15 protein-coding genes and 1 pseudogene are annotated in these 12,332 nt (G+C 47.4%); 5 read left to right on the top strand and 11 right to left on the bottom strand.

Annotation, left to right across the window (positions count from 1 at the left end):
- Positions 1 to 51 precede the first annotated feature (51 nt).
- From DY78_RS14185 to DY78_RS16240, 5 genes and pseudogenes are all read left to right on the top strand, one after another.
- Positions 52 to 429 (top strand): annotated as a pseudogene (locus tag DY78_RS14185) (ABC transporter permease subunit); the annotation flags it as partial.
- Positions 426 to 1,274: a PhnE/PtxC family ABC transporter permease gene (locus DY78_RS14180; protein ID WP_024624578.1), complete on the top strand. Its 849-nt coding sequence runs from the start codon at positions 426 to 428 to the stop codon at positions 1,272 to 1,274. The pseudogene DY78_RS14185 and the gene DY78_RS14180, both read left to right, overlap by 4 nt.
- Before the next feature lie 16 nt (positions 1,275 to 1,290).
- Complete coding sequence (gene phnX, locus DY78_RS14175; RefSeq protein WP_024624579.1) at positions 1,291 to 2,082, top strand: phosphonoacetaldehyde hydrolase; 792 nt, start codon at positions 1,291 to 1,293, stop codon at positions 2,080 to 2,082.
- 22 nt (positions 2,083 to 2,104) lie between these two features.
- A complete protein-coding gene (gene phnW / locus DY78_RS14170) occupies positions 2,105 to 3,211 on the top strand; it encodes a 2-aminoethylphosphonate--pyruvate transaminase (protein ID WP_024624580.1) in 1,107 nt (368 codons plus the stop codon).
- Between the two features lie 311 nt (positions 3,212 to 3,522).
- Positions 3,523 to 3,702, top strand: coding sequence for a hypothetical protein (locus tag DY78_RS16240; protein WP_156093395.1), 180 nt, complete (start codon positions 3,523 to 3,525; stop codon positions 3,700 to 3,702).
- Between the two features lie 6 nt (positions 3,703 to 3,708).
- Here DY78_RS16240 and galE read toward each other — a convergent pair whose 3' ends face one another.
- The 11 genes from galE to dnaX form a co-directional block, all read right to left on the bottom strand.
- Positions 3,709 to 4,704, bottom strand: a complete 996-nt coding sequence (gene galE / locus DY78_RS14165) for a UDP-glucose 4-epimerase GalE (protein ID WP_024624581.1) — start codon at positions 4,702 to 4,704, stop codon at positions 3,709 to 3,711.
- Positions 4,705 to 5,010: 306 nt separating this feature from the next.
- The gene (locus DY78_RS14160) at positions 5,011 to 5,793 is read right to left on the bottom strand and encodes an acyl-[acyl-carrier-protein] thioesterase (protein ID WP_024624582.1); all 783 of its coding nucleotides are present in this window, start codon (positions 5,791 to 5,793) and stop codon (positions 5,011 to 5,013) included.
- Between the two features lie 18 nt (positions 5,794 to 5,811).
- Positions 5,812 to 6,687 (bottom strand): 16S rRNA (cytidine(1402)-2'-O)-methyltransferase, encoded by an 876-nt coding sequence (rsmI, locus tag DY78_RS14155; RefSeq protein ID WP_024624583.1) that lies wholly within the window; start codon positions 6,685 to 6,687, stop codon positions 5,812 to 5,814.
- A gap of 17 nt (positions 6,688 to 6,704) precedes the next feature.
- A complete protein-coding gene (locus DY78_RS14150) occupies positions 6,705 to 7,052 on the bottom strand; it encodes a DNA replication initiation control protein YabA (RefSeq protein ID WP_024624584.1) in 348 nt (115 codons plus the stop codon).
- A gap of 25 nt (positions 7,053 to 7,077) precedes the next feature.
- On the bottom strand, positions 7,078 to 8,100 hold the full coding sequence (holB, locus tag DY78_RS14145; RefSeq protein WP_024624585.1) for a DNA polymerase III subunit delta': 1,023 nt from the start codon (positions 8,098 to 8,100) through the stop codon (positions 7,078 to 7,080).
- 16 nt (positions 8,101 to 8,116) lie between these two features.
- A complete protein-coding gene (locus DY78_RS14140) occupies positions 8,117 to 8,446 on the bottom strand; it encodes a cyclic-di-AMP receptor (RefSeq protein WP_024624586.1) in 330 nt (109 codons plus the stop codon).
- The gene (tmk, locus tag DY78_RS14135; protein WP_024624587.1) at positions 8,443 to 9,108 is read right to left on the bottom strand and encodes a dTMP kinase; all 666 of its coding nucleotides are present in this window, start codon (positions 9,106 to 9,108) and stop codon (positions 8,443 to 8,445) included. The genes DY78_RS14140 and tmk overlap by 4 nt, the downstream gene beginning before the upstream one ends.
- A 198-nt stretch (positions 9,109 to 9,306) precedes the next feature.
- Positions 9,307 to 9,597, bottom strand: a complete 291-nt coding sequence (locus DY78_RS14130; protein ID WP_235810681.1) for a YaaL family protein — start codon at positions 9,595 to 9,597, stop codon at positions 9,307 to 9,309.
- Entirely contained in the window at positions 9,575 to 10,174 is a 600-nt protein-coding gene (gene recR / locus DY78_RS14125) for a recombination mediator RecR (RefSeq protein ID WP_024624589.1), read from the bottom strand. The genes DY78_RS14130 and recR overlap by 23 nt, the downstream gene beginning before the upstream one ends.
- A gap of 22 nt (positions 10,175 to 10,196) precedes the next feature.
- Entirely contained in the window at positions 10,197 to 10,505 is a 309-nt protein-coding gene (locus DY78_RS14120) for a YbaB/EbfC family nucleoid-associated protein (protein WP_024624590.1), read from the bottom strand.
- Between the two features lie 23 nt (positions 10,506 to 10,528).
- Positions 10,529 to 12,235 (bottom strand): DNA polymerase III subunit gamma/tau, encoded by a 1,707-nt coding sequence (gene dnaX, locus DY78_RS14115; RefSeq protein ID WP_024624591.1) that lies wholly within the window; start codon positions 12,233 to 12,235, stop codon positions 10,529 to 10,531.
- Positions 12,236 to 12,332 lie beyond the last annotated feature (97 nt).

Genomic DNA, 12,332 nt, shown 5'->3' with positions numbered 1-12,332 from the left:
GTTATGCTGAACAATTTGTCCAAAAATTCGGATTAAATTTGCAATCTACCTTTTACTGGCTTTCTCGCCCTATTTTTCATGACCCTAGGTTATTTAACACGGGCCTTCACCGAAACCATCGAAGACTTAGACAGTGAAAAAATCCAAGCTTTACAGGCCGTGGGTGCTAATTATTTTCAATGTGTCTTTTGTGGCGTACTACCGGAAGTGGCTACGACCTTAACGAGCTGGATACTCTACATGATTGAGAACAACTTGCGGGACGCCACCTTAGTCGGAATTTTAACAGGAACTGGTATCGGCTTTTTATTCAATTACTACTTTAAAAGCTTTCAATATGATGCGGCCGGCTTGATTGTCTTACTGATTGCAATTTTGGTTATTTTGTTGGAACTCACGTCAACACGAATTCGGAGGGCAATTGCATGATGGCATCAGAACGATCCACTTCATCAACGACACCACCCATCCCGGTGAAAAAGACATTATTAACTCGGCCCCGTTTAGTGTTACGCGGCGTTTTACTTGGCTTAACTGTCATTACCATTTACTCACTAGTCACGCTCAACACCGGTGGTCTAAAACTCGGCGAGGCCTTTACCAGCTTAGGTCAAAACTTAGATGCCATGTTTTTACACCCTACCGTTGGCCAAGATTCGTGGAACTTGCTGACCCACGCGCTCGTCACAAGCGTCTCACTAGCGATGTTGACCACGCTGCTTGGGGCGGTGATTGCCTTTTTCATCGCGATGGCCGCCGCCCGCAACTTAGCGCCGAGCTGGCTGGCCAATACGGTCAAAGCAGTCATGGCCTTTATCCGCGCGATTCCGACTATTTTATGGGTCTTGATTTACTCTGTCGTGATGGGCTTAGGCGCCAATGCAGCAGTCGTGGGACTAACATTTCACAGTATCGCTTACTTGGTCAAAGCCTATTCTGAGAGTATCGAGGAAACTTCTCCCGACACGATTGAAGCATTAAAAGCGAGTGGCGTGCGCTTTTGGCCCATCGTCTTTCAGGCGATTTTGCCTTCCATTATCCCGGCCTTACTGAGTTGGACTTTCATCCGCTTTGAAATCAACTTTGCCAACGCGGTAGCCGTGGGCGCTGCTGCCGGGGCTAATGATATTGGCTACTACTTATTCATGGCCAGCGGTTTTTATTTCAATTTTCACGAAGTCGGCTTAATCGTTTATTTATTACTCGGCGTCGCGGTTATTTTAGAACTCGTTTCAATGTGGCTACGAGGCCATTATTTGAAACCGACGAATTAAAAAGGAGTTTTCATTTATGGCTATTCAAGCAGTTATTTTTGATTGGGCCGGCACCACGATTGATTATGGTAGTCGGGCTCCCATTGTGGCGTTTCAAGCCGCGTTTGAAAACGTAGGCGTCACGATCACCACGGCTGAAATCAGACGTGATATGGGCCTCGACAAAGCTCAGCACATTCGCAAAATTATGGCGTTACCAGCCGTTCAACGTGACTGGCAACAACGTTTTCACCACTTACCAGCGCAAGCCGACCGCGATGAAGTTTATCAACAGTTCCGCCAAATTCTCTTATCCTCACTACCCGATTTTGCGCAATTAAAGCCGGGAATGACCGCCGTTATCGACTATTTGACGGCCCACAAGCTTCCATATGGGACCACCACCGGCTATGACGAAGCCATGCTAAGCATCGTCCGCCCAATTGCCGCCAGTCAAGGTTACCGGCCAACGATTAACGTTACTTCCGCGCAAACCCAAGGCGTCGGTCGGCCGGCCGCCGCGATGTTACAACTAGCTAGCAATAAACTCGCGGTAACGGATATGACCAAAGTCGTTAAAGTTGGGGATTCTATTAACGATATCTTAGAAGGTAAAAATGCTAAGGCCATCACGATTGGGGTCGTCGATGGGAGTAATTTAATGGGCCTTTCATTGGCTGAATTCACCGCGCTGACCCCTAATGAACAAACCAAGTTACGTGAACAAGTCAGCGCCCAGTATTTAGCTGCGGATGCCGACTACGTGATTCAATCAATGGCTGAGCTGCCCGCGCTGCTCACCAAGCTCAATCAAACCGTCGCTCGTTAACTGACAAAGGAGTCCAACTTTAATGAAACAACCTTATTTACTATTAACGCCGGGGCCGCTGAGTACGACGCCGACGGTCAAAGCCGCCATGCAAATTGACTACTGCACTTGGGACAGTGATTATCGCCAAGTCACTGAAAGCATTCGCCAACAAATTTTAGCCGTTGCCCATGCGGACCCACAAACTTACACGACCGTACTGTTACAAGGCAGTGGCAGCTACGGCGTCGAAGCCACGATTGGCACCGCGATTCCGCGACAAGACGCGACGCTCATGATTGCCATTAATGGCGCGTACGGCCAACGCATCAGTGATATCGCGGCTTATTACGATATTCCCCATCTCGACATCGTGTTTGACGAAGATCAAGCCCTCGACCCCCAGCGGATTGCCCAAGCCCTCGACGAACATCCAGAAATCACGCATTTTGCGATGATTCACAGCGAAACGACGACCGGCATTTTAAACCCGATTGAAAAAATCATGCCCCTATTAAAAGCTCGCCATATCATTAGTATTATCGATGCCATGTCGAGTTTAGGTGGTGTACCACTTTCGGTAGATGACTTAGGGTGTGACTACTTGATTAGCAGCGCCAATAAATGCGTTCAAGGCGTGCCCGGCTTTGCTTTCATCATCGCCAATCAAACCACGCTAGCCGCCACCGCCGATAACGCCCGGTCACTGTGCCTGGACCTTTACGCCCAATGGCACACCATGACCAAGCTCCCCGGAAAATGGCGCTTCACCTCGCCAACCCACGTGGTCCACGCCTTCGCGCAGGCCTTAACCGAACTCCGGGCTGAGGGTGGGGTCACGGCGCGTTACGCGCGTTATCAAGCCAACCAGCAGTGCTTAAGTCAGGGGATGCAGGCACTGGGTTTCGATTTGATGATTGACCCGGCCATTCAAGGCCCCATCATTACCTCCTTCAAGTATCCGGTCCACCATTTTGACTTTGACGACTTCTATCAATTCATCAAAGCCCGTGGTTTCGTCATTTACCCGGGCAAGGTCGCCACGATTCCCAGCTTTCGCATCGGCACGATTGGCGATGTTAACGTCACTGATATTAAGCGCTTGTTAGCCATTGTTAGTGATTACCAACAGCTGTCGGATACTAGCTAAAATTTTATCGTGCGGATTATCAGCCAATTAAAAACGAGATCATCGCAGAACATGCGGTAACCTCGTTTTTTTATAATATGCCACGCGTCGTTTACTTTTAGCTGAATGGCAATCCCACCAAAAAACTATTGTGCCTTTCTACTAAATTAATGCTTGAAATTATTTTTTCATGTTGATCACAGCCACCAAGGATTGAAATAATTCATAATCGTCCAGCCAATGTCCCGGCAAATGAAAAAAGGTGTCACGACCACAAAATAGCCGTTACACCTTTTTTAGGATGAAATCAACTTAGTTGTGCGTCAGTGATAATGGAAGTTGCCGTGAAAGTGGCGTTAGCTCGGCATGCTTTTGGCCGAACTTACGGCACCGACATCTTTGGAGATTGGCGGATTTTGCCGAGCTTCAAAGTGAGGTTCGAGACCGCTTCTCAGGCTCGCACCGTTCGCCACGGCGACTGGAATTATCACTGTCGCACAACGGCCAGCTAATCGCGCTTAATGCCGGTCATCATAACCGTTCGGATGCTTTTGGGTCCAGGTCCAAGCCGTCTTGATGATTTCGTTGACGTCATCATAGTGTGGTTGCCAACCTAAGACTTCGCGCGCCTTATCACTCGCCGCAACTAATGAATCCGGGTCGCCAGGACGCCGTGGTGCTAACGTTGCTGGAATCGGTTCGCCCGTCACTTCACGAGCAGCGGTCAACATTTGTTTGTTTGAAAAACCAGTTGATGAGCCTAAGTTGAAGGCATTGCTGTCGTTGCCAGCGGCTAAATACTTCAACGCTAAAATATGCGCATCGGCTAAGTCAACGACGTGTACGTAATCGCGGACGTTGGTGCCATCTGGTGTGTTGTAGTCGTCACCAAAAATCTTCAATTCATCCCGTTTACCTTGGGCCACTTGTAAGATAATTGGCACTAAGTGAGTTTCGGGACCATGGTCTTCACCGATGCTACCATCTGGTTTAGCCCCGGCCACGTTGAAGTAGCGTAACGCAACGAACTTAACGCCATACGCCACATCGGCCCAGTGCATGATGTGTTCCATCATTAACTTGCTAGCCCCATAAGGGTTGATTGGTTCTTGGGGATCAGTTTCTTTAATTGGAATTTGTTTAGGTGTGCCATAAGTTGCGGCCGTTGACGAAAAGACAATCTGCTTCACATCATGCGCTTCCATCACTTCCAGCAACGTAATCATGCCACCAGTATTGTTATCAAAATATTTCAATGGTTTGGCCATTGATTCCGGAACGACGGAAAAAGCCGCAAAGTGCACGACCGCATCGATGGACTCTTGGTCAAAGACTTGGTTCAAAAACGATTTGTCCCGCAAGTCCCCTTCATAAAACTTAGCGGCGGCGTTGACAGCGGCGCGATGCCCAGTCACGAGGTTATCAACGACAACAACGTCAGTCCCTTGACTGACTAAACGATCGACCATGTGAGAACCAATGTACCCGGCTCCCCCTAAAACAAGAATTGACATAGTGTAGCCTCCCTACAAAGTTGCTTTAATCATAGCATACTCATGTAAAATTACAGTAAAAGTCCGTAAAAAAGCGTTCAGTCACTTCATATTTGCTAATAAATCAACTAATAAACGCCAGTCCCAACCATCCCGGATATTAACAAACTAATGGTGGCCACCACTAACAACTAGCTTAGCCGGATACACTAAGATATCTGCATACAAAAAAAGGGATTACCATTATAGTAATCACCTTCGTTGTATTAGTTTGGAGTACCATTTAGCTGCCAGCCCGGCTCACTAGCCGAGGCAATCGGCAACTACCTAATCGTGCGGTGTTGCCAAGGTTTGCCACTTGATGGTCACTTCGCAACACTTGTCGTCGCCAACTGCGATGCGGTGGCTAGTGATGACCTGGTCAGCCTGTTCACCCGGTAAAACGTTTACCGATGATGTGACCGTGTGGCCGTATTGCACTTCATTTTCATAACGCACGTCGACGTGCAACAAGTCGTGCTGCAATAAGAAATCGGCGGGTAACGTATCTAGTAGCCAGTCAAAATAGTGCGCGTTGTTGACGTGCCGATTCGGGTCGATATCAAAGAAGCGCACTTGATACGGCTTACTGATGGTCGCGTCGGTCGTTTCAAAACTGATGGGCCGGGGTAACCGTGGAATCCGTTTAACGGCTTCCGAATGGTATGGCGTCACTAATTCTTCATCGAGTTTGACGATTTTACGCGTCGTTTGACTCATCGTGACCCAAATACTCGTAATATAGGCGAGCTCCTGGTCGTTTTCATCGCGAATCCAAAATTCCCGAAACGCGAAATACGGATTGTACGCGGAACCACGGACCGCAATCGTGACGGTTTCATCCAAATGAGGCATCCGCGTAATATCCATGGCGTATTGCGTTACAACCCAGCCGACCCCGTGACTTTGAACAAAATCAGTCGTTAACCCGAGGGCGTCACTTTGATCTTGGGACGCTAAGACTGCGATATCAATTAACGTGGCTAAGGTCGCCCGACCAGTGCGGTCACATTCATAATAGAGCATCCGATGTTTTTCCGTAAAAATACTAGCTTGTTCGCCTAATTCCATCCGTCACGACTCCTTTATTTAAATCTCATGAAATTCATTATAAACAACTTGGCGCGCGACATTGCGCCGTTTGGCAATCGTCTTAATGGCCACATTGGGTTTGTCCCCGGCGGCAATCAAGGCTTCAACCTGCGCTTTGAGGGGCAACTCGGCCAACTCATCTTGCTTTTCAGTCGTGGGTTCATTCGGATTGCCACCAATCAGTAAGACAAATTCCCCTTTTAACTGGTGATTTTGTGACCAGTCGACGAGTTCCGCTAAAGTGCCGCGGGCGAACTCTTCATAACGTTTAGTCAATTCACGACACGCCACAATTGGCCGCGTAGGTTCACAGACCGTTGCCAGATTAGCTAAGGTCTTCGCCACACGAAATGGCGACTCATAAATGATAACTGTTTCTTGATGTTGACTCAACGCGGCTAACTCCGCTTTTTGTTCGGATTTTTTCCGTGATAAGAAACCATAAAAATAAAACGGTTGTGGCACGAGCCCCGAAGCAATCAACGCGGTCAAACCAGCATTGGCGCCTGGTAACGGTACGACCGTCACGCCGGCTTGAACACAGGCGGCGACTAATTCAGTCCCCGGGTCACTAATCGATGGCATCCCGGCATCACTAACTTGTGCCAAATTTTGCCCCGCTTGTAACTTTTCGATTAATTGCGGGATTCGTTCTTGCGTGTTGTGTTCATGAAAACTAATTTGCTTCGTTTCAATCTCAAAATGGTTCAATAATTTTTGTGTATTACGCGTATCTTCGGCACAAATCAAATCGACCGTCTGTAGCGTTTCGACGGCGCGATAAGTCATGTCTTGCAAATTGCCAATGGGCGTGGGTACCAGGTATAACGTCCCCGCACCATCATGTTCAGCAAAACTTTGTTGCGTTTGCACAGCTTTACCTCCTTGGCTTACGCGCGTTCGCGTTCACCATAAATCACTTCTAAACAGAAAACACAGGATTCATCGTCATCACGGCGTTTGCCATAAAATTGATTGCAAACGTGGAAGCCTTCATCGTACAGCTTTTCCAAGTTTTGCCGTGATTTGGACAAGGTGGTCGTCCCGGGATTCTTTTTTGGCGACTCATTTTCAATTTCCACCATCCGCTCGCGGAGATGTTCATTTTCAATGACTAACTCGGCATTTTTTTCGAGCACCGTGGTCATATCAGCCCGCAGTTGCGCCATTTTATCTAACATTTGTTGCATTTGCTGTTCCATGTCACCGAAACTATCGTATAAATCACGCTTATCCACACGCTTCACCCTCGTTTTCCTTTATTTAAGCGTTATGTTGAAAGATTGGCCATAACTTTAAGGTCAGACCTTCCAACACATTTTGAAAGCTAATGTTGCTCGCTAATTGGCGCTTGGCCGTCAAAGCCAACTCAGTGGCCGCCACTAACTGCGACGCATTCAGAGTCGCCGTCAAGGCCGTTAATTGGCTTTGATATTGGCCAAAGCTCAATTCGCTTTCAGCATCCACTTCAAAATGTAATTGTAATAAATCTTGAAACAAGGCCGCCACTAAGTCGAGTAACACCCCTTGTTGGGGCGCATCCTTGGCCAAACCAACTAAGTTGACTTGGACCGCAACAAAGCTGCGTGGTTCGCCCTTCACGACTTCATCGAACCAGCGCCACAACTGTTCGGCTGCTTGCGGCAGCCAGTTGTCCGCCATTAACGTCTGCGCTTGACTCACACTATTAGTGAGTTGACGCAACATTTGGGCACTCTGGGGCGGAATCTCGGCCGCCTCAAACGTCTTTTGTAATTCAGCCGACCGTAACGGCGGAAACTCAATCACTTGGGTCCGCGAAATAATGGTCGGTAGCATCAATTGCTTATTGGCCGTGAGCAACAACGCCGTAACGTTGCCACTCGGCTCTTCGATAAATTTCAATAAACTATTGGCAGCACTCGCCGTCATCTTTTCCGCATCTTCAATAATGAATAACTTACGGTTACCTTCAACCGCACTCTTCGTAAATTCAGATTTTAAGTACCGCACTTGGTCGACATGAATACTTTGCCCAGTCGGGGCGACCGTGACGATATCGGGATGTTGCCCATTGGCGATTCGGACACATTCTTCACACGTCCCATCGGGTTGGCCATCGACCACATGTAAACAGAAGAGCCGTTGGGCGATCCAACGCGCTAACTCCAGTTGGCCCGCCCCTTCCATGCCCGTAAATAAGTACGCATGGGCCAAATGTTGTTGGGCAATAATATGTTGAAAGGCGGCTAATAACCGCGGTTGCTTGGCGGCTAAAATCGTCGCATATTGATCGGTTGTTGCCATCATAACCACCTTTTAATTAAAACTGATGAAACTGTTCGATTGGTAAGACAAAGACGGTCGCCCCACCAACTTGCACCTCGACGGGGTATGCCGCGGCGCCATCCATCGTCACATCTAAGTTAACCGGTGGCGTCATGAATTGATCACGCGCATGACTCGTTTCTTTAATCATTTTCAACACTTCATCGACCCGGTCATCATCAATCCCAATCATGAACGTGGTGTTGCCGGAGCGTAAAAAACCACCGGTCGTCGATAATTTCGTTGCGCGCACGTTTGCTTCAATGAATTGGCTACTCAAGCGATTACTATCTTTATCCTGCACAATGGCAATAATTAATTTCATGCGTTCGACTTCCCTTCAGTTGCTAAGTATTGCGGCAACGTGGTCGTGAGTACTTGCAAGGCTTGCGTGACCACTTGTTCAAGCGGTTGACTCGCATCTAAGCGCTTGATGCGGTCGGGATACTGCGCTAATAATTTTAAGTAGGCTGCTTGGACTTTATGATGGAAACTCAACGCTTCCACGTCCAAACGGTTAATTTCGTCTTGACGATGGGTTTGAATCCGTTGCAGGCCCACTTCCGCATCAACATCAAAGTATAGCGTCAAATCAGGTGTTAACCCTTCGGTCGCAAACTGATTCATGTCGTAAACCGCTTGTTCTCCGATACCACGTCCTGCACCTTGATACGCAATCGAACTATCAATATAACGATCACATAACACTAACTTATCTTGTTTAAGTGCCGGTAAAATAGTCTCCACAATATGTTGGCGCCGGGCCGCCGCATACAGCAACGCTTCCGTCCGGTCATCCATCATCGTATTTTTACGGTCCAAAATAATTTGCCGAATGGCTTCCGAAATTTGATTGCCCCCCGGTTCGCGGGTAACCACTAACCGGTCACCCAATTGTGCTTGTAAGTCTGTGACAATCGCATTTAAGGCCGACGTTTTCCCCGCGCCGTCCGGTCCTTCAAAAGTTACTAATTTTCCTGTCAACATTCCCAATCCCATCTAAATTCGTATATGTCACAATTGTACTTGATTGTGAGAAACATGTCTAATAGCCTCACCACTAGTGAGGGTAGTTACTGGCTTAATTTTACCACGCGAACCACTACCAATTGTGTTTTTTGTCGGTTCAAAAAAAATCTGGCGGTCTTTAACGACCCCAGATTTTTTGATGGTGCAATTTAGTTATTATTTATCAATCACCGAGCGTTGAATCTGGGTGGCCCCCACTTGACGCCGGCGCGCTTCACGGTATAAGTACAAGTACTTCGCCCGTGATAACGCGGTTTGGATAACTAATTCACTCGTATTATTATCGTAAATTGCTTGTTCGTTTTGTTTAGCACGGTCCCAATCTTCTTTGGCCGCATTTAATGAGGTTAATAAAGCTTGATCAAAAGTTCCTTTAGGATCTTTAATTTTTTGTCGTCGTTTGAAAATAATTGTTCGCCACCTATTACATTTCTTGTCGACCTTCAACTGCCTTAAATAACGTCATTTCATCCGCGTATTGAATATCACTACCAACTGATAATCCATGCGCTAACCGGGTCACTTTGATACCGGCTGGTTTAACTAAACGGGAAATATACATCGCGGTCGCTTCACCTTCAGGCGTGGCGTTGGTCGCGATAATTAATTCTTTGATGGCATCATTTTGTTGGAGCCGTTTTAATAAGCTCGCAATATTGATGTCTTCTGGGCCTTTACCATCTACTGGTGATAAAACACCGTGTAGCACGTGGTACAAACCGGTATATTCTTTAATTTTTTCCATGGCCATGACGTCTTTAGCTTCCTCGACCACTAGCACGGTACTTTGATCGCGTGATTTATCTTTACAGATCACACACGGATCATCTTCCGTAATATTGCCGCAAATACTGCAAAAATGCAGGTCCCTTTTCGCAGCAACTAAGCTCTTTGCAAATTCGGTGACGTCATCGCCGTCCATGTCAATCGTATAAAAAGCTAACCGGGTCGCCGTTTTCCCACCAATCCCGGGCAACTTCATATAGCTATCGATCAACTTGGCAATTGGTTCTGGATACTGCATCGCTTTACCTCACCACTAATTCTTATTTCAAGCCCTTAGTATATTTGCCCATCGTACTTTGCGTTTGGGCGTCGACTTGGTCCATCGCGTCATTGACAGCGGCCACGATTAAGTCTTGTAACATGTCCACGTCGTCAGGATCAACGGCTTCCGGTTTAATCGTGATATCTTGCATCTTCTTGTCACCACTAACGGTAACGGTCACCATGTCGTCAGGGGCCTTACCGGTAAACTTTTGTTCGTTTAACGCCTCTTGTTCGGCACTCATTTGTTGTTGCATTTTTTTCATTTGTTTCATCATGCTTTGCATATTGCCCATTCCACGCATCATATTAATCATTTCCTTTCGACTAACTAATCATTTTTAACTTCAACTAAATCACCAAATTGTTTTTCAGCGGCCACCACGACGGGCGCTTTTTTTGGCGCTTCGTTGGTTGCGGCCGGACCACTCGGCTGATGAGTCGCCAAGTAATCTTTACGAATCTGTGGCCATTGTTCTTTGGGCACACAGACGATTTTAGGCGCTTGGTCCATTAAGCGGTCTAAGCCATTACTCAACGCATCCATCAAGGTTTGATCATCAATGGCTTTTTGATAAATAAACGCATAATCAAACGCCACAACCACCCCTTGGTCACTAGCCGCAACCGGCTGCGCCACATGCATTAACGCCCGTTGGGTCACACTCAAAATATTCATCAAGTCCGACCAAACTTCGCGAACACTGACCAAGTCAGCTTTCGTCGCCGAATCCAAGATTGGATAAACTTGGCTGACATTAACCTTTTTCACGGCGGGGCCATTGTTACTCATATTATTCTTCGGTCGGGCCGGTTTCGCTGCGCTGACGCCATTTTTCTTCAATTGCGAAACTTCTGATTGCAACTGGTCAACTTTAGTCGTCAACTGTTGAATCGTCGGGTCATCAGGACTCGCGGCAACTGGCGCCGCACTCGCAGTAGTGGCCGCCGTTTGCCCATCGAGTTGGGCGAGCTTAACGGTCAAGACTTCCAAATAAACATCCGGATGGGTCGTGAACCGCATTTGTTGTTGCACGTCGTTTAACGTTTTGACCATCTGATACAAGACTTCGGCATCAATACTTTTAGCGAAGTCTTCAAAACGCTGGTCGTCTTCCCCCATGGCGACACTGTCGACCATTTCGGGGGCCTGCTGATAGAGTAACACATCGCGCGTATAACTGATTAAATCTTCGATGAAACGATTGGCATCTTTACCTTCTTGTAAGATTTCCCGCATCGTTTCTAGCGCTGGCTTAGTGACATGGTTCGTCACTTCTTCAACATAGTCGGCAATCAGCTTCTTCGTCACACTCCCCGTTACCATCAACGCATCGTCTAGGGTCACGGTATTATCCCCAAACGAAATCACCTGATCTAAAATGCTCAAGGCATCCCGCATCCCACCTTCAGCGGCTTGCGCAATAACGCGCAACGCTTTTTCGTCATAGGTGACTTCTTTTTGTTGCAAGATATAGACCATGCGATCATAGCTATCTTTAGCCGTAATCCGCCGAAAATCAAAGCGTTGGGTCCGCGAGATAATCGTCAACGGAATCTTATGCGGTTCCGTCGTGGCTAAAATAAAGATGACGTTAGCCGGTGGTTCTTCCAAGGTTTTCAACAAGGCGTTAAACGCCCCCGTTGATAACATATGCACTTCATCAATAATATAAACTTTGTAATCCGCTTGCGTTGGCGCATACTTCGCCTTATCACGAATATCACGAATTTCTTCGACCCCGTTATTCGAGGCCGCATCAATTTCAATAACATCGTTTAATTGGCCCTTCGTAATCGCCTGACACGTTTCACATTCATTGCAAGGCTCGCCGTCAACTAAGTGATGGCAGTTGATAGCCTTCGCAAAAATCTTGGCGGCGGAAGTTTTCCCAGTACCCCGTGGTCCGGTAAATAAATACGCATGACTCGTTTGATGAGTCATGATGGCATTCTTCAACGTTTGCGTAATCATTTGTTGGCCAACGATATCATCAAACCGCTGTGGCCGCCAAACCCGATATAAGGCCCGATACATGCGAATCTCCCTTTCTTTCTTGTCAATCTTTGGTGTGTGGTTATTGCCGCTATCAGCTGACCGTAATTCCAGCCGCCATGAGGACCAGGGCAAGCCT

The sequence above is a fragment of the Lactiplantibacillus fabifermentans DSM 21115 genome (assembly GCF_000498955.2).
Classification (GTDB): domain Bacteria; phylum Bacillota; class Bacilli; order Lactobacillales; family Lactobacillaceae; genus Lactiplantibacillus; species Lactiplantibacillus fabifermentans.
The sequence above is the reverse complement of the archived record's forward strand: the minus strand, read 5'-3'. Positions and strand labels throughout refer to the sequence as shown.

What these genes read in the sequence shown, in the direction of transcription:
- DY78_RS14180 (WP_024624578.1), top strand. Translation starts at nt 426, where the DNA reads ATGATGGCATCAGAACGATCCACTTCATCAACGACACCACCCATCCCG.
- phnX (WP_024624579.1), top strand. Translation starts at nt 1,291, where the DNA reads ATGGCTATTCAAGCAGTTATTTTTGATTGGGCCGGCACCACGATTGAT.
- phnW (WP_024624580.1), top strand. Translation starts at nt 2,105, where the DNA reads ATGAAACAACCTTATTTACTATTAACGCCGGGGCCGCTGAGTACGACG.
- DY78_RS16240 (WP_156093395.1), top strand. Translation starts at nt 3,523, where the DNA reads ATGGAAGTTGCCGTGAAAGTGGCGTTAGCTCGGCATGCTTTTGGCCGA.
- galE (WP_024624581.1), bottom strand. Translation starts at nt 4,704, where the DNA reads ATGTCAATTCTTGTTTTAGGGGGAGCCGGGTACATTGGTTCTCACATG.
- DY78_RS14160 (WP_024624582.1), bottom strand. Translation starts at nt 5,793, where the DNA reads ATGGAATTAGGCGAACAAGCTAGTATTTTTACGGAAAAACATCGGATG.
- holB (WP_024624585.1), bottom strand. Translation starts at nt 8,100, where the DNA reads ATGGCAACAACCGATCAATATGCGACGATTTTAGCCGCCAAGCAACCG.
- DY78_RS14140 (WP_024624586.1), bottom strand. Translation starts at nt 8,446, where the DNA reads ATGAAATTAATTATTGCCATTGTGCAGGATAAAGATAGTAATCGCTTG.
- tmk (WP_024624587.1), bottom strand. Translation starts at nt 9,108, where the DNA reads ATGTTGACAGGAAAATTAGTAACTTTTGAAGGACCGGACGGCGCGGGG.
- recR (WP_024624589.1), bottom strand. Translation starts at nt 10,174, where the DNA reads ATGCAGTATCCAGAACCAATTGCCAAGTTGATCGATAGCTATATGAAG.
- DY78_RS14120 (WP_024624590.1), bottom strand. Translation starts at nt 10,505, where the DNA reads ATGATGCGTGGAATGGGCAATATGCAAAGCATGATGAAACAAATGAAA.
- dnaX (WP_024624591.1), bottom strand. Translation starts at nt 12,235, where the DNA reads ATGTATCGGGCCTTATATCGGGTTTGGCGGCCACAGCGGTTTGATGAT.